At 69.0% G+C, this 25,903-nt stretch carries 18 protein-coding genes; 8 read left to right on the top strand and 10 right to left on the bottom strand.

Annotated elements, in window-relative coordinates:
- Window positions 1-189: 189 nt before the first annotated feature.
- Window positions 190-510: a hypothetical protein gene (locus ACYVO6_RS04175; protein WP_461057324.1), complete on the bottom strand. Its 321-nt coding sequence runs from the start codon at window positions 508-510 to the stop codon at window positions 190-192.
- 177 nt (window positions 511-687) lie between these two features.
- Here ACYVO6_RS04175 and ACYVO6_RS04170 point away from each other — a divergent pair, with 177 nt between their 5' ends.
- Entirely contained in the window at window positions 688-2,907 is a 2,220-nt protein-coding gene (locus ACYVO6_RS04170; protein WP_461057322.1) for a tetratricopeptide repeat protein, read from the top strand.
- Here ACYVO6_RS04170 and ACYVO6_RS04165 read toward each other — a convergent pair.
- The 3 genes from ACYVO6_RS04165 to ACYVO6_RS04155 are packed head-to-tail and all read right to left on the bottom strand — an operon-like array spanning window position 2,820 to window position 6,021.
- Window positions 2,820-3,665: a carbohydrate ABC transporter permease gene (locus ACYVO6_RS04165; RefSeq protein WP_461057320.1), complete on the bottom strand. Its 846-nt coding sequence runs from the start codon at window positions 3,663-3,665 to the stop codon at window positions 2,820-2,822. The genes ACYVO6_RS04170 and ACYVO6_RS04165 overlap by 88 nt on opposite strands.
- A gap of 1 nt (window position 3,666) precedes the next feature.
- Window positions 3,667-4,611 (bottom strand): carbohydrate ABC transporter permease, encoded by a 945-nt coding sequence (locus tag ACYVO6_RS04160; protein ID WP_461057318.1) that lies wholly within the window; start codon window positions 4,609-4,611, stop codon window positions 3,667-3,669.
- A gap of 39 nt (window positions 4,612-4,650) precedes the next feature.
- The gene (locus ACYVO6_RS04155) at window positions 4,651-6,021 is read right to left on the bottom strand and encodes an extracellular solute-binding protein (protein ID WP_461057316.1); all 1,371 of its coding nucleotides are present in this window, start codon (window positions 6,019-6,021) and stop codon (window positions 4,651-4,653) included.
- Window positions 6,022-6,234: 213 nt separating this feature from the next.
- Here ACYVO6_RS04155 and ACYVO6_RS04150 point away from each other — a divergent pair, with 213 nt between their 5' ends.
- Window positions 6,235-6,774, top strand: coding sequence for a hypothetical protein (locus ACYVO6_RS04150; protein ID WP_461057314.1), 540 nt, complete (start codon window positions 6,235-6,237; stop codon window positions 6,772-6,774).
- 67 nt (window positions 6,775-6,841) lie between these two features.
- Here ACYVO6_RS04150 and ACYVO6_RS04145 read toward each other — a convergent pair whose 3' ends face one another.
- Together ACYVO6_RS04145 and ACYVO6_RS04140 are read right to left on the bottom strand one after the other, a co-directional pair.
- Window positions 6,842-7,522, bottom strand: coding sequence for a response regulator (locus ACYVO6_RS04145; protein ID WP_461057490.1), 681 nt, complete (start codon window positions 7,520-7,522; stop codon window positions 6,842-6,844).
- Between the two features lie 2 nt (window positions 7,523-7,524).
- Complete coding sequence (locus ACYVO6_RS04140; protein ID WP_461057312.1) at window positions 7,525-9,240, bottom strand: sensor histidine kinase; 1,716 nt, start codon at window positions 9,238-9,240, stop codon at window positions 7,525-7,527.
- Between the two features lie 140 nt (window positions 9,241-9,380).
- Here ACYVO6_RS04140 and ACYVO6_RS04135 point away from each other — a divergent pair, with 140 nt between their 5' ends.
- The 6 genes from ACYVO6_RS04135 to ACYVO6_RS04110 all read left to right on the top strand — a co-directional run bounded on the left by ACYVO6_RS04135 (window position 9,381) and on the right by ACYVO6_RS04110 (window position 17,649).
- On the top strand, window positions 9,381-10,763 hold the full coding sequence (locus tag ACYVO6_RS04135) for a cation:dicarboxylate symporter family transporter (RefSeq protein ID WP_461057310.1): 1,383 nt from the start codon (window positions 9,381-9,383) through the stop codon (window positions 10,761-10,763).
- A 307-nt stretch (window positions 10,764-11,070) separates the two neighbouring features.
- Window positions 11,071-12,540 (top strand): AAA family ATPase, encoded by a 1,470-nt coding sequence (locus tag ACYVO6_RS04130; protein WP_461057308.1) that lies wholly within the window; start codon window positions 11,071-11,073, stop codon window positions 12,538-12,540.
- A 390-nt stretch (window positions 12,541-12,930) separates the two neighbouring features.
- Window positions 12,931-13,359, top strand: coding sequence for a MerR family transcriptional regulator (locus ACYVO6_RS04125; RefSeq protein WP_461057306.1), 429 nt, complete (start codon window positions 12,931-12,933; stop codon window positions 13,357-13,359).
- Entirely contained in the window at window positions 13,332-13,688 is a 357-nt protein-coding gene (gene trxA / locus ACYVO6_RS04120) for a thioredoxin (RefSeq protein ID WP_461057304.1), read from the top strand. Before ACYVO6_RS04125 ends, trxA begins: the two co-directional genes overlap by 28 nt.
- Before the next feature lie 149 nt (window positions 13,689-13,837).
- On the top strand, window positions 13,838-16,096 hold the full coding sequence (locus ACYVO6_RS04115) for a HelD family protein (protein WP_461057302.1): 2,259 nt from the start codon (window positions 13,838-13,840) through the stop codon (window positions 16,094-16,096).
- 119 nt (window positions 16,097-16,215) lie between these two features.
- Window positions 16,216-17,649 (top strand): cytochrome P450 family protein, encoded by a 1,434-nt coding sequence (locus ACYVO6_RS04110; protein ID WP_461057300.1) that lies wholly within the window; start codon window positions 16,216-16,218, stop codon window positions 17,647-17,649.
- Between the two features lie 19 nt (window positions 17,650-17,668).
- Here ACYVO6_RS04110 and glgB read toward each other — a convergent pair whose 3' ends face one another.
- The 4 genes from glgB to ACYVO6_RS04090 form a co-directional block, all read right to left on the bottom strand.
- Window positions 17,669-20,020 (bottom strand): 1,4-alpha-glucan branching enzyme, encoded by a 2,352-nt coding sequence (gene glgB / locus ACYVO6_RS04105; protein WP_461057298.1) that lies wholly within the window; start codon window positions 20,018-20,020, stop codon window positions 17,669-17,671.
- A gap of 36 nt (window positions 20,021-20,056) precedes the next feature.
- Window positions 20,057-21,454, bottom strand: a complete 1,398-nt coding sequence (locus ACYVO6_RS04100) for a maltokinase N-terminal cap-like domain-containing protein (protein WP_461057296.1) — start codon at window positions 21,452-21,454, stop codon at window positions 20,057-20,059.
- 166 nt (window positions 21,455-21,620) lie between these two features.
- Window positions 21,621-23,321: a maltose alpha-D-glucosyltransferase gene (gene treS / locus ACYVO6_RS04095; RefSeq protein WP_461057294.1), complete on the bottom strand. Its 1,701-nt coding sequence runs from the start codon at window positions 23,319-23,321 to the stop codon at window positions 21,621-21,623.
- Entirely contained in the window at window positions 23,318-25,771 is a 2,454-nt protein-coding gene (locus ACYVO6_RS04090) for an alpha-1,4-glucan--maltose-1-phosphate maltosyltransferase (RefSeq protein WP_461057292.1), read from the bottom strand. The genes treS and ACYVO6_RS04090 overlap by 4 nt, the downstream gene beginning before the upstream one ends.
- Between the last annotated feature and the right edge of the window lie 132 nt (window positions 25,772-25,903).

Here is a 25,903-nt window from a genome sequence, read left to right as displayed (position 1 = left end):
GGGGTACCGGGATGGGGCGAGGCCTTTGGGCCCCTGTCGCGCGCCGTACCGACACCAACTGGCAGATTTGGGCCACCCGATCACTGCCCACTCGTGGCCTGACCTGGGATTTTCTCGGCTGTCGTTGGCCCAAATCTGCCACTTCCCCTCAACACGGCCCAGAGGACGGCCCGGAGCGAACGCCCGCCTTCAGATTTCAGGGTCGGGGGTGAACCAAGCTCGGGATGACTGCGGCGCCGTAAGCAAAAGGATCATCACGATTGCGAGCAGAAGGGTCAGGAATCCGAAAAATATCGCCACGACCCGGGCGCCGCGATTGCCTTGCCACAGGCCGAGGGCTATCGAGCCCGGTAGGAGTGCGACGAGGCTGAGCAGCGCGAAACCCGGCTCGCCGCCTGTGATCGCAATGACCACACCAGAGACCAGAATGAAAGCGGCCATCAACACGTAGATCACAACCGCTCCGACGACCGGCGCCGGCGGTCTGTGTATCTCATCTGAGGTCGTCATCTGGCGGACGATAGCCCCGCCGGCCCGGGACCGGTCCCGACGTCCGCCGCCGTCGAAGCGGCACAATGCGGTCGTCGGTGTACGGCTTTTCGGCTGACGCCGTCCAGGACTCCGCGAACCCGCGCGCTTTACCGTGGTGCCACCGAGACTCGAAGACGGTACGGGGGCGGCGCAACGATGACGAACGGGTACGGCGGGGACCATCTCGACTTCCGGGACGGGGAGTTCACGGGGACCTTCATTGCGAAGGCGGAGTATCGCCAGCTTGGGCCCGCGCCCACGGCGCTGGATGCTCTGCCCGCGAGGGCAATCGGCTTCACTGGCCGTGAAGGTGAACTGCGCTCCCTGCTCAACGCCTTGGACCCGTCCCCGCCCGAGCGTCCGGCGGCTGTCCTCATCGCAGCAGTGTCCGGGCTCGGCGGCATCGGCAAGACGGCGCTGGCGGTGGAGGCGGCGTACGAGGGGTGCGAGCGAGGATGGTTTCCCGGCGGGGTGCTCTTTGTTGATCTGCACGGATACGACGATGATCCCGTCACGGCGGATCAGGCTCTTCAGGCCTTGCTGCGGGCCCTGGGCATCGAGCCCGAGCACATTCCGGCCACGGCGGATGAGCGGGCTGCGCTCTATCGTTCGACGCTCGCCCAGCGTGCCCAGGAGCGCGGGTCCGTGCTGGTCCTTGCCGATAACGCGTCCTCGCCGGCGCAGATACGTCCGCTCCTCCCCGGGCGCGGCGAACGGCACCGCGTTCTCGTCACCTCCCGTGACCGGTTGCCCCAACTGGGCGCGAGGCTCCTGCCGTTGGACCAACTGACGCCGAAGGAGGCGTACGACCTACTCGACCTCGCCTTGCGAATCGCCGACCCCGACGACAGCCGATGCGCGGACGAAGCCGAGGCGGCCTCGACTCTCGCCGAACGCTGCGGTCACCTTCCGCTGGCCCTGCAGATCGCCGCCGCGCTGCTGGTGGCCGACCGGGACAAGCCTGTTGCGGAGCTCGTCGCCGAACTGACCGAGTTTCGCGACAGACTCGATCACCTCGACGACGGCGAGCGCAGTGTTCGCGCGGCCTTCGACCTCTCGTATCGCCGTCTGCCGCCCGATCAGGCTCGCCTGCTGCGGCTGCTGGCGCTTGCACCGGGCCCGGACACGAGCGCTGAGGCGGTCACGGCTCTCGCTGCGACGAATGCGTTTCCAGCGCGCGCCCTGGAAGCCTTGGCCCGCGCGCATCTCGTGGAGAGGGGAAGTGGTCGGCAGCGGTGGCGGCTGCACGGACTGGTGCGGGCGTATGGCGCGAGTGTGGTGGCCGGAGATCCGGATTTGACGGAGGAGGGGGAGGCGGCGAGGGAGTGGTTGCTGGAGTTCTACTGGCGGTGTGCGGATGCCGCCGACGACCGTCTGCGATGGTTGCCGGGAATGCCGGAGCCGGGGCGTTTCGCGGGGCGGACGGAGGCGTTGGCGTGGCTGGACGCGGAGCGGGCGGGGTTGATTGCGGCGGTGCAGTGGGGGGTGGAGGAGCGGTACGCGTTCGCCGCCGTGATGCTGGCCGAGTGTCTGGTGAATTACCTGGAGTGGCGGCGTTACTTCGACGACTGGATCACCGTCGGCCGTGTCGGTCAAGAAATCACCCACCGTGCGGGGGACCGTCTCCGGGAGGCCGTGGCGTGGAACAGCCTGGGTATCGCCCTGTGGGCGGCGGGCCGGGTGGCGGAGGCCATTGACGCCCTTACGTGTGCTCGCGACCTGTTCCAGGCCACCAAGGACCGCCGTCGCGAGGCCGAGGCGTGGAACAACCTCGGCGGCGCCTTCCGGGAGGCGGGCCGGGTGGCCGAGGCGATCGACGCCCTTACACGCGCCCGCGACCTGCACGAGGCCGTCGGGGACCGCCACGGCGAGGCGTTCACCTGGAACAATCTCGGCCTGACTCTGCAGGCGGCGGGCCGGGTGGCGGAGGCCATTGATGCCCATACCCGCGCCCGTGACCTGTATCAGGCCGCCGAAGACCGCCGCCGCGAGGCTGCCGCATGGAACAACCTCGGCTGCGCCCTGCGGGAGGCGGGGCGTGTGGCGGAGGCCATCAGGGCATTCGGCCAGGCCATGGAGATCCACCGGGAGTTCGAGGACTGGTACGGGGCAGGCCAGACCTTCGAAAACCTTGCCCTCGCCCACGCGTCGGCTCACCGCCCGACCGAGGTCCGCACCGCCTACCTCCAAGCCGCCGACGCCTACACCCGGGCCGAGGCCCTGGACGAAGCCGACCGAGCACGCGTCCGCGCGGAGACGACAGACCCCAGGCCCGCCTCCTCCAATTCTCACCCCTTGACCGCCCCCCCCAAAGCAAACCCCCCACCCAACCTCCGCGCGACGAGCACATACAACAAAATCACCGGCGTCGAATAAATAACCGAGAACGCAGCCAACTGCCCATAAACCACTGTCCCCCGATTCCCGAAGAAGTCATTGATGCTCACCGAAGCCGGCATCTGATCCGGACTCAGCAGCAGCATGAACGGCACAAAGAAGTTCCCCCACATCATCACGAACGAGAAGACCGTCACCACCCCCACACCCGGCCCCATCAGCGGCAGCACGATCCGCAGCAGCGACTGGAACGACGACGCGCCGTCCGTCCAGGCCGCCTCTTCCAACTCCTTCGGCACCCCGTCCATAAAATTCTTCATCAGCCAAATGGCAAAAGGCAGTTGAGAAGCCGCGAAGAAGAAGATCGTGCCCTGCATGGTGTCGATCAAGTCCACCTGCACGAACAACGCGTACACCGGAACCATGATCGCCGTGATCGGCAGACTCGTGGCGAAGAGAATCGTCAGCAGGAACGGCCGGTTGAGCCGGGACCGGAACCGCGACAGCGGGTAGGCCGCCAGAGCCGCGCAGACGACCGTCAGCAGGGTCGCCCCGCCGCACAGGACCAGGCTGTTGAGCAGGGGCGTGAAGGTGATGTCGGGTTCGAGTACGGCGTCGAAGTTGTCCAGGGTGACGCCGTCGGGGATCTTCACCTGCAGGTTGGCGTCCGGGTCCAGGGCGGAGAGGACCACCCAGGCCAGCGGCAGGATGAAGGCGGCCGCTACGACGAGGAGGCCGGCGTCGGCGGCGTAACGGCGGTTGGCGCGGCGGGACTTGAAGGTCGGGGCTACGGGCATCTCAGACCTCCGTCCGCAGCAGGCGCATATAGACGAGGGAGAAGAGCGAGCCGACCAGGAGGAGGAGCAGGGCCACGGCGGTTCCGTACCCGATCATGCTTTTCTGGAAGGCCTGTTCGTACATGAAGAGGGGGAGGGTCTGGCTGCGGTTTCCCGGGCCGCCTCTCGTCATGACCCAGATCAGGCCGAAGACCGACAGCGTCTGGAGCGTGTTGAGCATCAGGTTCGTACCGATGGAACGTCTGATCATCGGGAGCGTGATGTGCCACATGCGGCGCCAACCGCCCGCGCCGTCGACCTCCGCGGCTTCTGTGATCTCCTTCGGGATTTCATTCAGCGCCGCCGAGTACACCAGCATTGAGAAAGCCGTGCCCCGCCATACATTGGCGAAGGAGACGGCCAGGATCGGAAGCGTGAACAGCCAGTTCTGGGACGGGAGATGCAGCCAGTCCAGAATGGCGTTCAACGTACCCTCGCGGCGGAAGAAGGCGTACAGGAGGAAACCTGCTACGACTTCCGGTAGTACCCAGGCCGTGATCACGATGCCGCCCGTGAGCGTGCGAACGGGCTTTGACGCGCGCTGCATCAGCGAGGCGAGGGCCAGGCCCAGGGTGTTCTGGCCGATGAGGGAGCTGAGAACGGTGAACACCAGCGTCAGCCATACGGCGTTGAGGAACGCCGCGTCCTGGAAAGCGTCGCGGAAGTTGTCGAAGCCGACGAAGGACGACTCGGCCTGGCCGGTGAGTTGGAGGTCCGTGAAGGCGATGTACGCGCAGTACGCGATGGGGCCCGCGAGAAAGAGGACCAGGAGGACGAAGGCGGGGGAGACGGGGAGGGCACGGGTGAGTGTGCGGCGGAGGGAGCGGCTCTTCGGCGTAGGCGGTGGGGCGGCCGGTCCCGGCGCGGTCTTGACGACGCCGGGACCGGCCGGGGGCGCGGCGGTCATGAACGGCTGCTCACTTCTCGCTCAACTCCCGCTTCTCGCTCACTTCTTGATCACTTGGTTGTCCGTGGCCGACTTGAGTTCCTCGTCGTAGCCGCTCGCCGCCTCCTCGACCGAGCTGTCGCCCGTCGTCACACCCTCCATGGCCTCCTGGATCGCCGTCGAGACCTTCGGGTACGCGGGGTAGGCGGGACGGTAGTGCGTACTGGACACCAGGTCCGTGAAGAACTTGATGCCGGGCTGTGCCTTCACGTACTCCGGGTCCTCGGCGACGTCCTTCCGCACCGAGATGCCGGAGTTGGAGATGTACCACTTCTGGGCGTTCGCCTTCGTCTGCATCGTCTCGATGAACTTGAAGGCCAGGTCAGGGTTGGCCGCCTCGGACGGGATCGACCAGGTCCAGCCGCCCGACATGCTCACCTTGCCGGGGGCCTGGCCGTGCTGGGTCGGCATGGCCGCGAGGCCCAACTTCTCCGACCACTCCGGCCATTCGTGGCCGCTGCCCTCCAGCCAGTCCTGCGGGAGCCAGGAGCCGTCGAGGTTGATGCCGAGCTTGCCCTCGGGGAGGAACTCGCCGCGGACCCTGGTCGCGATGTTCGGGTCAAGGGCGTCCGACACGTCGGGGCCGAGCTTCTCCTTGTAGACGGTCTCCACGAAGGTGAGGGCGTCCTTGAAGGCCTGGCTGCCGGTGATCCACTTCTTGGAGGCGGTGTCGTAGAGGGGGTCTTCGTCTCCGGTGCCCGTCCCGTACAGGAGCATTTCGAAGCCCTGCATGGCGGAGGCTTCGCCTGCCGGTTTGCCCGTGTAGACGTTGAGCGGGATGACACCGGGGACCTTCTGCTTGATGGTCCGGGCGGCTTCGAGGACGTCGTCCCACGTCTTCGGTTGCCAGTTCTCCGGCAGGCCCGCCTTCTTGAAGATTCCCTTGTCGAACCAGAGGCCCCGGGTGTCGGTCCCGTCCGGTACGCCGTACGTCTTGCCGTCCTCGGCCTTGGCCGCCGCCTTGGCCGTGTCGATGAACTGGTCCCAGTCCTTCCACTTCTCCAGGTACGGGTCGAGGGGCTTCAAGTACCCGCTCGTGATGTCCGAGTTGATGAGGAACGTGTCCTCGTACACCAGGTCCGGTGCCGTCTTGGGGGAGCGGAGCATCTGCTGGAGCTTCGTGTAGTACTCCGAGTCCGGCGCCTTGATCGGGACGAGCTTGACCTTCTTGCCCGGGTTCGCCTTCTCGAACTGCTTCTTCATGTCGGCCAGGTAGGTGTCCAGGACCTTGATCGAGTTGTCCGTGGACTGTTTGAAGGAGACCTCGATGGTGTCCGGGTCGCTTCCGGAGCCGCCGCCGCAAGCGGAGAGAGTGGTGGCGGCGAGCAGAGTCGCGAGGAGAAGAGGAGCGGCTGTGGGGCGCACGGGCACGACCTCCTACTGGCCGACGTCGTTGTGGCCGAGTTTGGCTGCATCGTGAACGTAAGAGCGGTGGTCTAGTCAGGTCAATGACCTTGCAGCGGCTTGAGCTTGGGCTTGGCAAGGACATCCCCCGCGGTGTCTCCAGTCTGCGGCGCACGCTTAAGGTACTGCCGAGTCGCCTGACCAGCAGGGACGTTGGGCGCCGAGAAGGGGGACAGAGACGTGCCGGGACAAGACGTCACCACAGGCCAGTTGCTGCTCGCCGAGTACGAGAGCGTGAAGGACGAGCAGAAGGCGCGGATCGGCTTCCGCGACAATCTCCTTTACGTCACCCTCGCGGTCGTCGCCGCCGTCATCGCCGCGGCCGCCCAGGCCAAGCAGGCCTCGATGCTGCTCGCCTTGCCGCCGGTGTGTGTCGTTCTCGGGTGGACCTACCTCGTGAACGACGAGAAGATCTCGGCGATCGGGGCCTACGTACGGGGCGAGTTGGGGCCTCGGCTGGCCCAACTCGCCGGTACTGAGGGCGCCTTCGGCTGGGAGATCGTCCACCGCGGTGACTCCCGAAGGGCCTCCCGCAAAGCCATCCAGTGCGGGATCGATCTACTCGCCTTCTGCGTCGTGCCGTTGGCGGGGCTCGTTGTGTACTGGGCCGGTGGTCAGGTCACCGGGGGCCTGCTGGCGGTGTCCGTGATGGAGGCGCTCGCTGTCGCGGGGCTGGGTGCCCAATTCCTGGTGTACGCCGGGGTGTTCACCTCTGCTTGACGGTACGCCGGTAGCCTTCGAGCGATCCGGACCGGAGGCCGCCGCCGTGCCAACTGCCCCTCGCCGCCTACCCCTTGATCCACCGATACTGCAACTCCGGCCTCCCCACCTGCCCGTACTGAGGACTCCGCCCCGCCCGCCCCGCGTCCACCAGATGCTCCAGATACCGCCGGGCAGTGATCCGCGATATCCCCACCGCCTCCGCCACTCCCGCCGCGGTCAGCCCCTCCGCGGAGTCCCTGAGCGCCCGGGTCACCCGCTCCAGCGTCGGCGCGCTCAGCCCTTTGGGCAGTGCCGCGGGCCCCGGTGCGCGAAGAGTCGCCAGCGCCCGGTCCACCTCGTCCTGGCCGCTGGCCTCGCCGGCCGCCGCGTGGAACTCCGCGTACCGCACGAGCCGGTCCCGCAGCGTCGCGAAGGTGAACGGTTTCAGGACGTATTGCACGACGCCCAGCGAGACGCCCTCCCGTACGACCGTGAGGTCCCGCGCGGAGGTGACCGCGATGACGTCCGCGTGATAGCCGGCGGCGCGGAGGGAGCGGGCGAGCTGCAGGCCGTGTACGTCCGGGAGATGGAGATCGAGGAGCAGCAGATCCACCGGCGTACGGTCCAGCGCCCGCCGCGCTTCCACCCCGGTGTGCGCCTTCCCCACCGCCGTGAAACCGGGCACGCGCCCCACATACATGACATGTGCGTCCGCCGCGACGGGATCGTCCTCGACGACCAGGACGCGGATGTCCTTGGAGGGCATGCTCATACGGTGCCTCCGTGCGGGGTGGGCTGCGGAGCCGAATCGGGCTCGAACTCGGGCTCGGCGTGGACCCTAGTCCCCTCAGCCGAAGTCTGCCCTGCGGAGGCACGCCCAGCTCCAACCCCGGCCCCCGCTCCCGGCAACGGCAACCGCGCCTCGAACGACGCCCCACCCCCCGCCGCCTCCGTCACGGTCAGCGTCCCGTCGTGTCGGCTGACGGCCTGCCGTACGAGCGCCAGTCCCAGCCCCCGGCCCCCCGGACCCGACGGTTTTGTCGACCAGCCGCGCTGGAAGACCGCCTCCGCGTGGGCCGGGTCCACGCCGTCCCCGGTGTCGGTGACCCGCAGGACCAGGCCCGACTCGTCGGCGAGTGCGGTGACCGTGACGCGGGCACTGACCGAGCCCTGGGCCGCGTCCACGGCGTTGTCGATCAGGTTGCCGAGCACCGTCACGAGGTCCCGTGCGGGGAGGGAGTCCGGCAGCAGGCCGTCGTCGATGCTGCTGTCCTCGGAGACGACCAGCTCGACGCCCCGCTCGTTGGCCTGGGCCGCCTTGCCGAGCAGCAGGGCCGCGAGCACCGGTTCGCTCACCGCCGCGACCACCTGGTCCGTCAGCGCCTGGGCCAGTTCCAGTTCGGCCGTGGCGAAGTCGACCGCCTCGTCCGCGCGGCCCAGTTCGATCAGGGAGACCACCGTGTGCAGCCGGTTCGCGGCCTCGTGCGCCTGCGAGCGGAGCGCCTGCGTGAAGCCGCGCTCGGAGTCCAACTCGCCCATCAGGGACTGGAGTTCGGTCACGTCGCGCAGGGTCACGACCGTGCCCCGGCGCTCACCGCTCGACACCGGCGAGGTGTTCACCACGAGCACCCGGGAGGCGGTGAGATGCACCTCGTCCACGCGCGGCTCCGCCGACAGCAGCGCCCCGGTCAGCGGGGCGGGCAGCCCGAAGTCCGCCACCGAGCGGCCGACCACATCGCCACTCACCCCGAGCAGCTCACGCCCGCCGTCGTTGATCAACGCCACCTTGAACTGGCCGTCGAGCATCAGCAGCCCCTCGCGTACGGCATGCAGTGCGGCCTGGTGATAGTCGTGCATCCGGCTGAGCTCGCCTGCGTTCATCCCGTGGGTGGAGCGACGCAGCCGGGCGTTGATCACGTACGTACCGACGGCGCCCAGCGCCAGCGCGCCCGCCGCGACGCCGAACAGCGCCGTCACCTGGTCCTGCACCCGCTCGCTTATGGCCTCGACCCGGATGCCCGCGCTGACCAGGCCGACGATGCGGCCTTCGTCGTAGATCGGCGTGACGGCCCGTACGGACGGGCCGAGTGTGCCGGTGTACGTCTCCGTGAATGGCTGGCCCTTGAGGGCGCGTTCGGTGTGGCCGAGGAAGGGCCGCCCTATCTGGTTCTTGTCGGGGTGGGTCCAGCGGATGGCCTTCGTGTTCATGATCGTGACGAAGTCGACCTCCGCGTGCCGCCGCACCTCGTTCGCATACGGCTGGAGGGTCTTCGACGGATCGGGGGTCCGTATGGCCTCCCGTACGGAAGGGGAGTCCGCTACGGAACTGGCCACGCCCATGGCCTGACGGCCCGCCGCGTCCTCGGCCTGGCTGCGGTCGCTGACGTAGGTGAACAGGGCGCACCCGGCCACCACGACGGCGACGAGAACTGCCTGCATGGCGAAGAGCTGGCCCGCCAGGCTGCGGGGCCGGGGGATACGCATGGAATCAGTCTGCCTCGTTGCATCCACGTGAACTAAATGAACGGAAGGGTGACCGGCCTCACAGGCCACGGGATAGTCACCGCAACCCCCGGACGTGAGCCGCACGCCGGTGATGCGACGATGACGTCAAGGAGGCAGCCGTGACGAATACGTCAAAAACGGCAGCTACCGCACCCGCGGGCAAGCGGGATCGCACCCACTACCTCTACATCGCGGTGATCATCGCGGTGGTGCTCGGCATCACCGTCGGTCTGGTCGCCCCCGACTTCGCGGTCGAGCTGAAGCCGATCGGCACCGGCTTCGTGAACCTGATCAAGATGATGATCTCGCCGATCATCTTCTGCACCATCGTGCTGGGCATCGGCTCGGTACGGAAGGCCGCGAAGGTCGGCGCGGTGGGTGGCATCGCACTCGGCTACTTCACGGTGATGTCGCTGGTCGCGCTCAGCATCGGCCTGGTCGTCGGCAACATCATCGACCCGGGTACGGGCCTCGCGGTCACCGACTCGGTCAAGGAGACCGGTCAGGCACAGGTCACCGAGGCCAAGAGCACCGAGGAGTTCCTGCTCGGCATCATCCCGACCACGATCGTCTCCGCGTTCACCGGCGGTGAAGTCCTGCAGACTCTCCTGGTCGCCCTGCTCGCCGGCTTCGCGCTGCAGGCCATGGGCGACGCGGGCCAGCCGATCCTGCGCGGTGTCGAGCACATCCAGCGCCTCGTCTTCCGCATCCTCGCGATGGTGATGTGGGCCGCCCCGATCGGTGCCTTCGGTGCCATCGCCGCGGTCACCGGCTCCGCGGGTCTCGACGCGCTCAAGAGTCTCGCCGTGCTGATGCTCGGCTTCTACGTCACCTGCTTCCTCTTCGTCTTCATCGTGCTGGCCGCGCTGCTGCGGGTGGTGGCGGGCCTGAACATCCTCACGTTCTTCAAGTACCTGGGCCGTGAGTTCCTGCTGATCCTGTCCACCTCCTCCTCCGAGTCCGCGCTGCCGCGGCTCATCGCGAAGATGGAGCACATGGGCGTCAGCAAGCCGGTCGTCGGCATCACCGTCCCGACCGGCTACTCCTTCAACCTCGACGGCACCATGATCTACATGACCATGGCGTCCCTGTTCATTGCCGACGCCATGGGTACGCCGATGTCGATCGGCGAGCAGATCCCGCTGCTGCTGTTCCTGCTGGTCGCCTCGAAGGGCGCGGCGGGTGTCACCGGGGCGGGTCTCGCCACCCTGGCGGGCGGCCTCTCGTCTCACAAGCCCGCCCTGGTCGACGGCATCGGCCTGATCGTCGGCATCGACCGCTTCATGAGCGAGGCCCGCGCCCTGACGAACTTCGCGGGCAACGCGGTCGCCACGGTGCTGATCGGTACGTGGACGAAGGAGATCGACCGTGAGCGGGTCGATCAGGTGCTGGCGGGGCAGCTGCCGTTCGACGAGAAGACGCTTCTTGACGACGATGTGGCTCCCGCCGGGGATGGGGTGGCTTCTCGCGAGGGCGAGGACAAGGAGCTCGCGAAGGCGTAGTTGCTGTGCGGGTGGCCGCCGTAGGGCTGCGGGTCGGTAGCCGGCTGCGGGTCCGTTGTGGCTGGTCGCGCAGTTCCCCGCGCCCCTGACGGGGCTGCGCCCCGAGAAAGACCCCGGGCGGCTGGGTGCCTCCCCCGTCGCTCAGCCGCCCGGTTTCAGTTGCTCAGCCCGGTCACCAGCTCGGTGGCCGGGCTGAGCCTTTGCTGCCACCGTCCCAACTCCCGCCGCCGGAAAAGCCTTTGCCCCCTCCCTGCGCAGGGCCCAGGCTGGAGAGCCGTAAGTGGGACGGGACGGTACGGAGGTGCGCATGGGGGACGACTCGGTGGTCACTGGCACGGAGGAGATGTCGGAGCCGTACTCGTTGGACGAGGTCGATGGTCTCTTCCACGAGTTCCTTCTGGCGGTCGCCCGGCCCAAGCGCAGGGACGGCGATCGCGATCTCACCAAGCGGCTCCGGGCGCACCTGGGTACGGCGCCTGGGGACCAGCCGGTGGTCAAGGCCGCCTACCCCCCCTACGACCTGCCGAATGTCCATCTGGCCCTGGAGCGCTGGTTCGCCGTCGAGGGGCGGACGCACGAGCTGATCGGGATGACCGGCTCGGAGAGCCGCGGCCACCTCACCCTGGGCGAGATCCTCGAATCGGCGAACCTGTACGACCGGTTCGTGCTCGGAGCCGTCGACTACGCGCATCTGCCGGTCTCCCCGGACGACGAACTCGCCTGTGTCTCCTTCGGGCTCTACCTCGGGCAGGAGGGCGAAGAGCGGTTCGCGCTGCTGCTGCGGGGCCCGGCGGACGAGTACGGACGCAACAAGGTCGAGCTCGAAGTCCTCGCCCCCGACAAGGCGTTCGCGGACCGGCTGCTCGCCGACATCGACGCGCTGATGCTCGAGCACAACATCTACCGCGGGCAAATCCTCTCCTTCGACGGCTCGGAGTTCGACAATGGACTCGGACCGTTTCGCTTCCACCGCCGGCCCGCGCTGACGCGCGAGGAGATCGTGCTGCCGCCCGGTCTTCTGGAGCGGGTGGAGCGGCAGGTCGTCGGGGTGGCCCGGCGCCGCGAGCGGCTGCGCGCGGCGGGCCAGCATCTGCGCCGCGGACTGCTCCTGTACGGGCCGCCCGGCACCGGCAAGACCCACACCATCCGCTACCTGCTCTCCCACCTGCCGGCGTTCACGGTCGTCATCCTCTCCGGCACGAGCATGGGTGCGATCGGCCCTGCGTGCCGGCTCGCCCGGATGCTCCAGCCCGCGCTCGTGGTCCTCGAGGACGTCGACCTGGTCGCCGAGGCCCGTGACTTCGACGGCGGCGTACAGCCCCTGCTCTTCCAGGTGCTGAACGAGATGGACGGCCTCGGCGACGACGCCGACGTTGCCTTCCTCCTCACCACCAACCGCGCCGACCTCCTCGAACCGGCCCTCGTCCAGCGCCCCGGCCGCGTCGACCTCGCCGTCGAGATCCCCCTCCCGGACGCCGACGGCCGCGCCCGCCTCCTCAGCCTGTACGGAGCCGGACTCGACCTCGGCAAGGACATCACCGAGGAGATCGTCACCCGCACCGAGGGCGTGACGGCCTCCTTCACCAAGGAACTCGTACGCCGGGCCGTACTCATCTCCGCCGAACGCGAGGCGAACCACACGGAGACGGAGGACCTCCGGGCGGCGGTAGACGAGCTGCTGTCGGACCGCGACCGCCTGACCCGCCGGCTCCTCGGGGTGAAGCACCCCGACGACCAGGACGAGGCCGACGATGACTGGCTGGTCGAGGAGAACTAAGGGCTCCGCTGGGGGCGGTTGTTGGGCGCAGATTCGTTGTGGCTGGTCGCGCAGTTCCCCGCGCCCCTGACGGGGCGCGACCGGAGCCGCCAGCCACCATGCTCACCAGCCACCACGTGCCCGCACCCTCTCACCGGCGGGAGGGGACGTGGGCCGGTGCGTCGTATGCCCGTCGCGTAGGTTCTGTCTCGGAGAACCAGGACCCTGCACCAGGCCAGGGCCGTATGCCCGGCCTGCGACGGGCTGACGCACCGGCCCACGGCCCCGACCCACCCACGCACCCCAGGGGCGCGGGGAACGGCGCGAGCAACCACAACGCACCCGCAGCTTCAAACCGCCCCTAGCGGAGCGCCTTGCCTTGACGTCGGCGTCAAGGATTACCGTCGCAGCATGCGAATCGGCGAGCTGGCGGCGCGGGCCGGGACCACCACGCGGACCCTCCGGTACTACGAGTCGCGGGGGTTGCTGCCCGCGCGACGTGGCTCCAACGGATACCGGACCTACGACGAGCACGATCTGCGGCTGTTGGAGCAGATCAGGACGTTGCAGGACTTCGGCTTCGAACTGGAGGAGACACGGCCCTTCGTGGAGTGTCTGCGGGCCGGGCACCCGGAGGGCGACCTGTGCCCGGCATCGCTGGCGGTGTACCGGCGCAAGCTGGGCGAACTGGACGCCCTGATCGGCGAGTTGCAGGCCGTACGGGCGCAGGTCGGTACGCAGCTGGCGAAGGCCGAGCAGACGCGCGACGAGCTGGCGGCCGGGGCGGAGGTTCCGGGCGGCCCGGAACCCGTATGCGAACTGGGAGGGCGGACGCGGTGATCAAGGCGGCAGGCGTGGCCGAGGTGACGGACGCGGATTTCGAGGCGGAGGTGATCGGGGCGGAACTGCCCGTGCTGGTGGAGTTCACGGCCGACTGGTGCCCGCCGTGCCGGCAGATCGCGCCGGTACTGAGCGCAGTCGCCTCCGAGGAGGGCGACCGGCTCAAGGTGGTCCAGCTGGACGTGGACACGAATCCGGAGACCACGAACGCGTACGGGGTGCTGTCGATGCCCACGCTCATGGTGTTCCGTAACGGCGAGCCCGTGAAGTCCATGGTGGGAGCCAGGTCGAAGCGGCGGCTGCTGGAGGAGCTGTCCGACGTGCTCTGACCTCCACACACACCTCCCCATACAAAGGAATCCCCCGCAGGCAATTGCCTGCGGGGGATTCCTTTGCGTATATTTAATGGTTCGCGACTTCATGAGGATTAGGTCGCGGAGAAGTTGAGTAAGCACAGTATATCGGGCCGGGAGTGGAATTGTCAAACACCGATTTTCCGGACGATGAATTCCGCCGTGAGCAGGAATTCATCGACGGGTTGTACGCGCGCGTCGACGCCCTCCGCGGCGGCACCGAGACCTCCGTGGCGGACGCGCTCGCGCAGGGCAGTACGCCGATGCAGGCCCGCCTGGAGCGGGACATCCTGGTCGCCGAGCGCTCGGGGCTGCTCGCCGCGCTGAACGCGGTGGACGGTTCCCTCTGCTTCGGCCGCATCGACCTCACCACCGGAACCCACCATCACATCGGCCGGATCGGCATCCGCGCCGACGACACCGAACTCACCCCGATCCTGATCGACTGGCGGGCCCCGGTCGCCCGCCCGTTCTACCTCGCCACCGGCCATACGCCCATGGGCCTGCGCCGCCGCCGGCACATCACCACCGAGGGCCGCGCCGTCACCGCCCTGCACGACGAGATCCTCGACCTGGGCGACCAGGAACGCACCGGCCACGAGGACCCGACGGGCGACGCCGTGCTGCTCGCCGCCCTCAACTCCGCGCGCACCGGCCGTATGGGCGACATCGTGCGGACCATCCAGGCCGAGCAGGACCGCATCATCCGCGCCCCGCACCGCGGGGTCCTCGTGGTCGAGGGCGGCCCGGGTACGGGCAAGACCGCCGTCGCCCTGCACCGCGCCGCGTATCTCCTGTACGAGCACCGGGAGTTGCTCGCCAGGCGGGCTGTCCTGATCGTCGGCCCGAACCCGGCGTTCCTCGGCTACATCGGCGAGGTCCTGCCCTCGCTCGGCGAGACGGGCGTGCTGCTCGCGACCGTCGGCGAGCTCTACCCCGGCGTGAAGGCGACCGCGACCGACACCCCCGAGGCCGCCGCCGTGAAGGGCCGCGCCGACATGGCCGACGTCCTCGCCGCCGTCGTACGCGACCGCGAGGCCCTTCCCGACCCGGTGATCGCCATCGAGCACGACCGGGACATCCTGATGCTCGACGACGATCTCGTACGCGTCGCCCGCGAGCGCACCCGCGAGGCGAAGCTGCCGCACAACGCCGCCCGCGAGCACTTCGAGGGCCACATCCTCAACACCCTCACCGACATGGTCGCCGAGCGGATCGGCACGGATCCCTTCGACGGTACGAACCTGCTCGACGCCAGTGACATCACGCAGATCCGCGAGGAGCTGGCCGAGAACGCCGAAGTCTGGTCGGCCATCGACCAGTTGTGGCCGCGGATCACCCCGCAACGCCTCGTCGCGGACTTCCTCGCCGAGCCCGACGGCTACCTCTCCGAGGCGGACGCCGCCGCCATCCGGCGCCCGGTGACGCGCTCTTGGACCACCGCCGACGTCCCTCTGCTCGACGAGGCCGCCGAACTCCTCGGCGAGGACGACCGATTGGCGCGGGCCGCGGCCGAGAAGGAACGCGAGGAGCAAGTGGCGTACGCGCAGAGCGTGCTGGACATCTCGTACGCCTCACGGACGTACGAGTTCGAGGACAAGGAGGAGGACGACCCCGAGGCGGGCGAGGTCCTCTCCGCGCACGACATCATCGACGCCGAGCGGATGGCCGAGCGGCACGAGGAGGACGACCACCGCAGCGCCGCCGAGCGGGCCGCGGCCGACCGTACCTGGGCGTTCGGGCACATCATCGTGGACGAGGCGCAGGAGTTGTCGCCGATGGCGTGGCGGCTGCTGATGCGGCGCAGTCCGACGCGGTCGATGACGCTCGTCGGGGATCCGGCACAGACGGCGGACGCGGCGGGCGTCGGCTCCTGGTCGGGCATCCTCCATCCGTATGTCGAGGACCGCTGGGAGCACACCCGCCTGGCCGTCAACTACCGCACCCCGTCCGAGATCATGGACGTCGCGGCAGCTGTGGTGCGCGCCGAGCATCCCGGCTTCGAGCCGCCGAGTTCGGTGCGGTCGACGGGCGTACGGCCCTGGGTGCGGGCCACGGACGATCTGCCGGGAGCTGTGGCGAAGGCGGTCGCGGAACTGACCCCGGACGAGGGGCGGTTGGCGGTGATCGCGCCCCGCGATCTGCACCGGTCGCTGGCCGCCCGCCTTGACGGTGTCACGGCGGGCCAGGAACCCGACCTGACGCGGTCGGTCGTGCTCCTCGACCCGCGTCAGGCCAAGGGCCTGGAGTTCGACTCGGTGCTGGTGGTCGAGCCCTCGCGGTACGGCACGAGCGATCTGTACGTGGCGCTGACCCGGGCCACGCAGACGCTGGGCATCGTGCACACGGGGGAGCTGCCGCAGGCGCTGGCGACGGCCTTCTGAGCGGACCGGCTTTACGGGTGCATCACCACAACTCCACATCTCCCGCAGGCATCACCAAGTCGTAACAGTTGACGTCATGGTTACAGCTTGTGCATGCCTGGTGCTGTAAGCGTGTTCGCATGAACCCTCAACCATTCGCCGCGGCTCCGGACGACGCGCCCCCACTCGAGTCGTTACGCGTCGAGCCGTTGCTGACGTCGGCCTTCGACACGGACCCGGCCGGCGTGTACGCGCAGCTGCGGCGTATGTACGGTCCGGTGGCGCCGGTCGGCCTCATGGGCGTACCGGTGTGGCTGGTCCTCGACTACCGCGAGGTCCTGGACGTGCTCCGCCAGGAGAGCGTGTGGCGGCGGGACATCCGGTACTGGCGGGCGCGGGCCGAGGGGCGGCTGCCTCAGGACTGGCCGCTGCTCGCGGGCTACGAGGTCCGGCAGACGATGTTCATGGACGACGAGGAGCATCTGGCCGCGCGGCAGACGTACCACTCGGCTCTCGGTCCGTTCCAGGACGCCCGTACGCCGCAGGGGTGGGAGCTGCGGTCGGCCGTCGTGTCGTACGCGGACGAGCTGGTCGCCATGCTGGCGGCGGAGTCCGGTTCCGCGGGGTTCATGGACCTGGCCGCGCAGTACACCAGGCCCCTGCTGCTGATGGTCACGACCCGGTTGTTCGGCTTCCCCGTCGAACTCGGGGACGAGATGGTCATAGACATGTGGCGGATGCTCGACGGCGGGCCCGACGCGGGGCCCGCCACCGGGCGGGCGCTCGCGGCCATGACCCGGCTGGCCGCGCACCGGCGGGCCGTGCCCGGCGACGACCTCACCTCGTACATGCTCCTCGCCGATCCGTCGCTGTCCGACGAGCAGCTCGGCCGGGAGCTGTTCATGAACGCGGTGTATCTCAACGACATCACCGGCAACATGGTGTGCAACACGCTGCTGGAGGTGCTGCGCGGCAACGCCACCGTCCGGCGGAGCCTGTCGGCCGGGCAGCTCGGCGAGACCATCAACCGGGCCGCGCTGGCCAACGTGCCCGTGGCCAACATGTGCTTCCGCTTCGCGGCGCGTGATGTGCGCCTTGGCAACTTCTGGGTCCGGGCGGGCGACGTGGTTTCGCCGTCCGCGGCGGCGGCCCACCAGGACCTGATGGCGATCGGCTCCCACCTCGTGGACTCCACGGTGAGCACGCGGGCGCATCTGGGGTGGGGTGCGGGGCCGCACCAGTGCCCGACCGCTGCCCGCGAGCTGGCGGGCGCGGTGGTGGCCACGGCCGTGGGCCGCATCTTCGACCACTTCACCAAGGTCGAACTCACGCTTCCCGCCGACCAGTTGCCCTGGCGTTCGGGCCCGGTCGTACGGGGCCTGCGCCTGCTCCCCGTCCGCTACGAACTCGGCCCCGGCCATCCCGCCATCGGCGATCCCGCCCGCCAGGGCCCGGCGCACACTGCCGCGAACGGAGCCCCGCGGTCGGATCCCTCGCAGGCGTCCAGGCACCATGCGAGGGGTCTGCTGGCGGCGCTGCGGCATCTGATGTGGGGCACGCGAAAGGGGAGTTGAGGGGGCGGAACAACCCCTCCTACGCCGGCCGCAGCCACACCGTGGCCAGCGGCGGCAGCGTCAGCCGGATGCTCGCCGGACGCCCGTGCCAGCCCTGGGCTTCCGGCTTGAGGGGGTCGGGGTTGGTGACGTCGCTGCCGCCGTAGCGGGCGGAGTCCGTGTTCAGCACCTCGTGCCAGGCGGGGATGTCGTCCGGGACCCCCAGGCGGTAGTCGCGCCGGACCACCGGCGAGAAGTGGGACACCGCCAGCAGCGGCGAGCCCGCGGCGTCGAAGCGCAGGAACGCGAAGACATTGTCGTCCGCCGCGTCCCCCGTGACCCACGAAAATCCGGAGGGATCCGTATCGCACTCCCAGAGCGCCGGAGTCCGCCGGTAGACGGAGTTCAGGCTGCTTACCAGGTTGCGTACGCCCCGGTGGTCCGCCTCCGCGCCGTATGCCGGGTCGAGCAGCCACCAGTCCGGGCCGTGGCTCTCCGACCACTCCGCGCCTTGCGCGAACTCCTGCCCCATGAAGAGGAGCTGCTTACCGGGATGCGCCCACATGAAGCCCAGATACGCGCGGTGGTTGGCCCGCTGCTGCCACCAGTCGCCCGGCATCTTCGACACCAGCGACCGCTTGCCGTGCACGACCTCGTCGTGCGAGATGGGCAGCACGTAGTTCTCGCTGTACGCGTACACCATCGAGAACGTCATCTCGCCGTGGTGGTACTTCCGGTGCACGGGCTCCTTGGAGACGTAGTCGAGCGAGTCGTGCATCCAGCCCATGTTCCACTTCAGCCCGAAGCCGAGACCACCGAAGCCGCCGGGCCCGATGTGGTGGGTGGCGCGCGTGACGCCGTCCCAGGCGGTGGACTCCTCGGCGATGGTGACGACGCCGGGCTCGCGCCGGTACACCGTGGCGTTCATCTCCTGCAGGAAGGCGACCGCGTCGAGGTTCTCGCGTCCGCCGTGCACGTTCGGGGTCCACTGGCCGGGCTCGCGGGAGTAGTCGAGGTAGAGCATCGAGGCCACGGCATCGACCCGCAGCCCGTCGATGTGGAACTCCTCGCACCAGTACACGGCGTTGGCGACGAGGAAGTTGCGGACTTCCTTGCGGCCGTAGTCGAACTCCAGGGTGCCCCAGTCGGGGTGCGCGGCGCGGAGCGGGTCCTCGTGTTCGTACAGCGGGCGGCCGTCGAACTCGGCCAGCGCCCAGTCGTCGCGCGGGAAGTGGGCGGGCACCCAGTCCATGATCACGCCGATGCCGGCCCGGTGCAGCGCGTCGACGAGGTACTTGAAGTCGTCGGGGGTGCCGAGGCGGGCGGTGGGGGCGTAGAAGCCGGTGACCTGGTAGCCCCAGGAGCCGCCGAAGGGGTGCTCGGCGACCGGCATCAGCTCGACATGGGTGAAGCCCAGGTCGGATACGTAGGCGGGGAGTTGCTCGGCCAGCTGGCGATACGTCAGCCCAGGGCGCCAGGACGCGAGATGGACCTCGTACACCGACATCGGCGCCTCATGGGCGGGCCGCCCCGCCCGCTGGGACATCCACGCGCCGTCCTGCCACTCGTGGTGCGACGCGGTCACGACGGAGGACGTCTTGGGCGGAACCTCGGTACGCCGCGCCATCGGATCCGCCCGCTGGGTCCTGGAACCGTCCGGCCGCATGATCTCGAACTTGTAGAGCTCGCCCTCGCCGAGCCCCGGCACGAACAGCTCCCACACCCCGGAGGAGCCCAGCGACCGCATCGGATACGCGGTGCCGTCCCAGAAGTTGAACGATCCGGCCAGCCGCACCCCGCGCGCGTTCGGCGCCCAGACCGTGAAACGGGTACCGGTCACCCCCTGGTGCTCCATCAGCTCCGCACCGAGCGCCTTCCACAACTGCTCATGGCGCCCCTCACCGAACAGATGCAGATCCAGCTCGCCGATGGCGGGCAGGAAACGGTACGCGTCCTCGACCTCCTGGACGCTCCCCTCGTACTCCACCACCAGCCGGTACGCCGGCACCTCCCGCAGCGGCAGCACGGCCGAGAAGAACCCGTCCCCGTCGTCGTGCAGCTCGGCCCGCAGCTCCTCCGCGACCACGGTCACCGAGCGCGCGTACGGACGCAGCGCCCGGAAGACCACACCGCCCGACACCGGATGCGCCCCGAGCACGGAATGCGGATCATGATGCGCCCCGCCCAGCAGCCGCTCCCGTTCACCGCGATCCAGTACGGCCAGGGGGCGCACCTGTGCACCGGGCTCCACCGTGGCCGCCGCCTCGGACGGCTCGGTCGCGGCCTCCGCGGGCCGGGACTGCGGAGTGACACCTGGCTTGGGTACCTCGTTCATGGCCTTGGCCTTCGTGCTCTTCGGCTGCTGGGCGGCTGGGTTCGGGCGGGATGTCACAGGTGGGGCCTCCTCGGGCGGGTGAGGTGGGGCGGATCAGGATGCCGCGATGCCACCGGCCAAACGCTGGACCGCGGCCAACGGTACGGGCAGCCAGTCGGGCCGGTGCCGGGCCTCGTACACGACCTCGTAGATCGCCTTGTCCGTTTCGTACGCACGCAGCAGTACGGGCTCGGAGCGCGGGTCACGTCCGCTGACCTCGGCGTATCCGGAACAGTACGCGGCCCGGCAGCGATCGGCCCAGCCCGACACGAGCGGCTCATGGGAGTGCGCCGCGTAGTCGAAGGACCGGAACATGCCCGCGATGTCCCGCGCGGTCGGCTGGGGCAGCCGGCGCTCGGTGAGCGGCTTCGACGGCTCGCCCTCGAAGTCGATCAGCGACCAGTCGCCGGCCGGGGCCCGCAGACACTGCCCGAGATGCAGATCGCCGTGTATCCGCTGCGCGGTCCAGGTCTCGCCCTCCGCCGCCAGCTCGGCGAGCGCCTCGAACGCGGACCGCAGCCCGGATGCGTACGGACGCAGCGCGGGCACCGCCTGGACCGCCGCCTCCAGCCGCTCGATCATGCCGTCGACGAGCATCTCCATCTGGGTGTGGCCCAGCGTGACCGTCGGCAGCGCCCGGGCCAGCGCCGTGTGCACCTCGGCGGTGGCCCGCCCCAGCGCCCGCGCCTCGCCGGTGAAGTCCTCGCCCTTGGCCAGCTCGCGCAGCGCCAGGTCCCAGCCGTCCGTGGCGCCGCGCACAAAGCGCTGCAGCACACCCAGGACGTACGTATCGCCGTCCAGGTCGCCGATCATCCAGCCGGCCGGCGCGGGAACCCGCGGGCAGCCCTCGCGGGCCAGCGCCATCGGCAGCTCCAGATCGGGGTTGACGCCCGGCAGGATGCGGCGCAGCAGCTTTAGGATGAACGTATCTCCGTAGACGATCGAGGAGTTCGACTGCTCGGCCGTCACCACCCGCGGCACCAGGTCCTCCCGGAGTTCCTGCCGGGTGTCGCGCTCGAAGCGCAGCGTGCCGACCTGCGTCCTCGTCCGCAGCGCCTCCAGGAGCAGATCGGCGGCGCGCGGGTCGTGCAGCGCCTCGTACACCGTCCGCCCGGCCAGTGGCCCCTCTTCGGGATGGCCGATCAGCGCGGGCGCCAGCCGTGGCGGGAGCGCCTCGCGCACGCCGATCAGCAGCTGGTAGCAGTCACCGGGATGCGGCAGGGCGCCATGCGCGGGGGTGAGCGGCTGATGGGCCCGTACGAGCAGATGCAGCAGCCCCAGCTTCGCGTTCCACGGCAGCAGCTCGACCGCCGCGACCAGCGAGAAACCGGTCACGGGTCGCCCTTTGCCCGCGAACCACCGCTGCCTCGGCAGCCACTCGCGCAACAGCGGATCGAGGGATGCGAGGAGGTCCGGGCTCGTGGTGGCGGGGCGGGTGACGGCTTCCGACATGGCGTCGCGTCCTTTCCCCTTTTCGGTTCGCCTCCGGGGCGCTCCGGCTCACGCGGGTGGGCGGGGTGTTACTGATGCGTGCCCAGGGCGGGGCGGGGAAAACCGCCCCGCCCTGTCGTTTTTGCGCAGTTCCCCGCGCCCCTTGCGGGGCGCGGGTCCTACGTTTCTACGCCATGTCCTTGCGCAGGCGGAACCAATAGAAGCCGTGTCCCGCGAGGGTGAGGAGGTAGGGCAGGTCGCCGATGGCGGGGAAGCGGACGCCGCCGATGAGTTCGACGGGGTGGCGGCCGTTGAAGGTCTTCAGGTCGAGTTCGGTGGGCTGGGCGAAGCGGGAGAAGTTGTGCACGCACAGCACCAGGTCGTCCTTGTACTCGCGCAGGAAGGCGATGACGGCCGGGTTGGTGGAGGGCAATTCGGTGTAGGAGCCCAGGCCGAAGGCGGGGTTCTGTTTGCGGATCTCGATCATGCGGCGGGTCCAGTGCAGCAGGCTGGAGGGGCTGCTCATGGAGGCCTCGACGTTGGTGACCTGGTAGCCGTAGACCGGGTCCATGATCGTGGGCAGGTAGAGGCGGCCGGGATCGCAGGAGGAGAAGCCGGCGTTGCGGTCCGGGGTCCACTGCATGGGGGTGCGCACCGCGTCGCGGTCGCCGAGCCAGATGTTGTCGCCCATGCCGATCTCGTCGCCGTAGTACAGGATCGGCGAGCCGGGCAGCGACAGCAGCAGCGCGGTGAACAGTTCGATCTGGTTGCGGTCGTTGTCCAGCAGGGGGGCCAGGCGGCGGCGGATGCCGATGTTGGCGCGCATGCGGGGGTCCTTGGCGTATTCGGCCCACATGTAGTCGCGTTCTTCGTCGGTGACCATCTCCAGGGTGAGTTCGTCGTGGTTGCGCAGGAAGATGCCCCACTGGCAGCCGGACGGGATGGCGGGGGTCTTGGCGAGGATCTCGGAGACCGGGTAGCGGGACTCGCGGCGCACCGCCATGAAGATGCGGGGCATGACGGGGAAGTGGAAGGCCATGTGGCATTCGTCGCCGCCGGCGCCGAAGTCGCCGAAGTAGTCGACCACGTCCTCGGGCCACTGGTTGGCCTCCGCCAGCACCACGGTGTCCGGGTAGTGCTCGTCGATCTCCTTGCGGACCCGTTTGAGGAACTCATGGGTCTGCGGGAGGTTCTCGCAGTTGGTGCCCTCCTCCTGGTAGAGGTACGGCACCGCGTCGAGGCGGAAGCCGTCGATGCCCAGGTCCAGCCAGAACCGCAGCGCGGAGATCATCTCCTCCTGCACGGCCGGGTTCTCGTAGTTCAGGTCCGGCTGGTGCGAGAAGAAACGATGCCAGTAGTACTGCTTGCGGACCGGGTCGAAGGTCCAGTTGGAGGCCTCGGTGTCGACGAAGATGATCCGGGCGTCCTGGTACTGCTTGTCGTCGTCCGCCCACACGTAGTAATCGCCGTAGGGGCCGTCCGGGTTGTTGCGTGACTCCTGGAACCACGGGTGCTGGTCGCTGGTGTGGTTCATCACGAAGTCGATGATCACGCGCATGCCCCGCTGATGGGTCGCGTCCACGAACTCCACGAAGTCCGCCAGGTCCCCGAAGTCCGGCAGCACGGCCGTGTAGTCGGAGACGTCGTAGCCGCCGTCGCGCAGCGGCGATTTGAAGAACGGCGGTAGCCATAGGCAGTCGACGCCGAGCCACTGCAGATAGTCGAGCTTGGCGGTGAGGCCTTTGAGGTCGCCGATGCCGTCGCCGTTGCTGTCCTGGAAGGAGCGGACGAGGACTTCGTAGAACACCGCGCGTTTGAACCACTCCGGGTCGCGGTCCTTGGCGGGGGTGTCTTCGAAGGTGTCCTGAACGGGCTCGTTGACGATCATGGTGTGGGTGACCCTCCGATCGGTGAGGACGGTCGCAGGACCCTCAGGATGTGCGCCGGCTGCCTGCCGGGCTCGAGGCGCACGTAGTTGGCCCTGCCCCAGTGGTAGGTGGCGCCGGTGAGCTCGTCGCGCACCGGCACGGTCTCGTGCCAGTCCAGGCCGAGTCGCGGCATGTCCAACGAGACCGTGGCCTCCTGGGTGTGGTGTGGATCCAGGTTGGCCACCACGAGCATGGTGTCCGTCCCCGCCCGTTTGCTGAACACCAGCACCGCCTCCTGGTCCGCTTGGTGGAAGTGGAGATCCCGCAGCTGGCGCAGGGCCGGGCTGTGCCGCCGGATCTCGTTGAGCCGGGTGATGAGGGGGGAGATGCTACGGCCCTCCCGCTCGGCCAACTCCCAATCCCGCGGTCGGAGTTGGTACTTCTCCGAGTTCAGGTATTCTTCGCTGCCCGCCCGCACCGGGGCGTTCTCACACAGCTCGAACCCGCTGTAGACCCCCCACGCCGGCGACAGCGTGGCGGCCAGCACCGCCCGCACCTCGAAGGCGGGCCGGCCGCCGTGCTGCAGATACTCGTGCAGGATGTCCGGGGTGTTCACGAAGAAGTTCGGCCGCATATAGCTCGCCGCCTCGCCGGACAGCTCGATGAGGTAGTCGGTCAGCTCCTGCTTGGTATTGCGCCAGGTGAAGTACGTATACGACTGCTGGAAGCCGATCTGGGCCAAGGTGTGCATCATCGGCGGCCGAGTGAATGCCTCCGCCAAAAAGATCACATCCGGGTCGGTGCGCCGGATGTCGGCCAGCACCCGCTCCCAGAAGACGACCGGCTTGGTGTGCGGATTGTCCACCCGGAAGATCCGCACCCCGTGCGCCATCCAGAACCGCAGCACCCGCAGCGTCTCCGCGATCAGCCCGGGCATGTCCCGGTCGAAGGCGATGGGGTAGATGTCCTGGTACTTCTTCGGCGGGTTCTCCGCGTACGCGATGCTGCCGTCCGGGCGGTGGTGGAACCACTCGGGATGCTTGCCCACCCAGGGATGATCCGGGGAGCACTGCAGCGCGAAGTCCAGCGCGATCTCCAGACCCAGCTCGCCGGCCCTCGCCACGAACGCGTCGAAGTCCTCCAGGGTGCCCAGGTCCGGGTGGATCGCGTCGTGACCGCCGGCCGGGGAGCCGATCGCCCAGGGCACCCCCACGTCGTGCGGGCCCGCGTTCAGGGTGTTGTTGGGGCCCTTGCGGAAGGTGGTGCCGATCGGGTGGATGGGCGGCAGGTAGACCACGTCGAAGCCCATCGCGGCGATCGCCGGCAGCCGCCGCGCGGCGCTCTGGAAGGTGCCGCTGACCGTCGGCTTGCCCGTCTCGACGACCGCGCCCTCCGAACGCGGGAAGAACTCGTACCACGAGCCGTACAACGCCCGCTCCCGCTCCACCAACAACGGCAACTGCTCGGAGGACGAGACGAATTCGCGCAGCGGATGGCGGGCGAGGACGTGGTCCACGTCCGGGGTGAGGGCGGCGGCGAGGCGGGCCGCGGCGGGGCGGGCCGTGTCGCGCAGGGCGTCCGCGGCGGCGAGGATCGTGTCACGGCGGCCCCTGCTCTTCGGCACGCCGGTCGCGGCCCGCTCGTACAGCAGCGCGCCCTCCTCCAGGACCAGCTCGGTGTCCATGCCCGCCGGGATCTTGATCTGCGCGTGATGGCGCCAGGTGGTGATCGGATCGCCCCAGGCCTCCACGGTGTAGGTCCAGCGGCCTTCCTGCGGTACGGAGACGGTGGCGCCCCAGCGGTCCGTACCGGGGGCCAGTTCCCGCATGGGGGTCCAGGGACCGGCGTTGCCCTCCGGGTCCCGCAGTACGACGTTGGCGGCCACCGCGTCATGGCCCTCCCGGAACACCGTCGCCGAGATCTCGAACGACTCGCCCACCACGGCCTTGGCGGGGCGCCGCCCGCACGCGATGAGGGGGCGGACGTCCAGGACGGGGATACGCCCGATGAGGGCGTCGCCTGGTGGCGCGGCGTTCGGTGCCGTGGTGTCCAGTGGCGTGGCTTCTGTGGGTTCGGCCTGGGCCGAAGGTTCGGCTTGTGGCGACTCGGGTTTCGGCGGCGCGGTCTTCGCCGATTTGGCCTTCGTCTTCGCGGTCTTCGTGGCCTTCACAGGCTTCGCGGACTTGGCGGCTTTCGTGGCTTTGGCGGGTGTGGCTTTCGCCCGCTTGGCTGCCGCCTTCTTCGCGGGTGTGGCTTTGGCCGTCTTCACCGGTTTGGCCGCTGCCTTCTTCGCGGGTGAGGCCTCCGCCGCCTTCGCGGGGGTGGCCTCAGCCTTTGCGGGCTTTTCGGCCGCTGCCTGTTCCGGCTTCCCGGCCGCCGTCTGCTGCGGCGGGCCGGCTTTCGCCCCGTTTGCGGGGGGTGTGCTGGTGCTGGGTGTCGGAGGTGATGACGAGTGGTGCGTGGCGGGCATGACCGCTCCTGTCCGCGTCAACGTGGGCGGGCGGATGGGGGTGTGGGGAGGTGGGTCCTGCGGGGCGTACGGGGGAGCCTTCCCACCCTAATCGGGTGGGCAATCCGGCACGTTGTTAACTACTCGCACGTA

Source organism: Streptomyces pseudoechinosporeus (assembly GCF_054783935.1).
Note: the sequence above shows the minus strand (reverse complement) of the source record. Positions and strands in the feature narration are given on the sequence as shown.

Coding starts and splice junctions, on each gene's coding strand:
- ACYVO6_RS04175 (WP_461057324.1), bottom strand. CDS start 510: ATGACGACCTCAGATGAGATACACAGACCGCCGGCGCCGGTCGTCGGA.
- ACYVO6_RS04170 (WP_461057322.1), top strand. CDS start 688: ATGACGAACGGGTACGGCGGGGACCATCTCGACTTCCGGGACGGGGAG.
- ACYVO6_RS04165 (WP_461057320.1), bottom strand. CDS start 3,665: ATGCCCGTAGCCCCGACCTTCAAGTCCCGCCGCGCCAACCGCCGTTAC.
- ACYVO6_RS04160 (WP_461057318.1), bottom strand. CDS start 4,611: ATGACCGCCGCGCCCCCGGCCGGTCCCGGCGTCGTCAAGACCGCGCCG.
- ACYVO6_RS04145 (WP_461057490.1), bottom strand. CDS start 7,522: ATGCCCTCCAAGGACATCCGCGTCCTGGTCGTCGAGGACGATCCCGTC.
- ACYVO6_RS04140 (WP_461057312.1), bottom strand. CDS start 9,240: ATGCGTATCCCCCGGCCCCGCAGCCTGGCGGGCCAGCTCTTCGCCATG.
- ACYVO6_RS04130 (WP_461057308.1), top strand. CDS start 11,071: ATGGGGGACGACTCGGTGGTCACTGGCACGGAGGAGATGTCGGAGCCG.
- ACYVO6_RS04125 (WP_461057306.1), top strand. CDS start 12,931: ATGCGAATCGGCGAGCTGGCGGCGCGGGCCGGGACCACCACGCGGACC.
- trxA (WP_461057304.1), top strand. CDS start 13,332: ATGCGAACTGGGAGGGCGGACGCGGTGATCAAGGCGGCAGGCGTGGCC.
- ACYVO6_RS04110 (WP_461057300.1), top strand. CDS start 16,216: ATGAACCCTCAACCATTCGCCGCGGCTCCGGACGACGCGCCCCCACTC.
- ACYVO6_RS04100 (WP_461057296.1), bottom strand. CDS start 21,454: ATGTCGGAAGCCGTCACCCGCCCCGCCACCACGAGCCCGGACCTCCTC.
- treS (WP_461057294.1), bottom strand. CDS start 23,321: ATGATCGTCAACGAGCCCGTTCAGGACACCTTCGAAGACACCCCCGCC.
- ACYVO6_RS04090 (WP_461057292.1), bottom strand. CDS start 25,771: ATGCCCGCCACGCACCACTCGTCATCACCTCCGACACCCAGCACCAGC.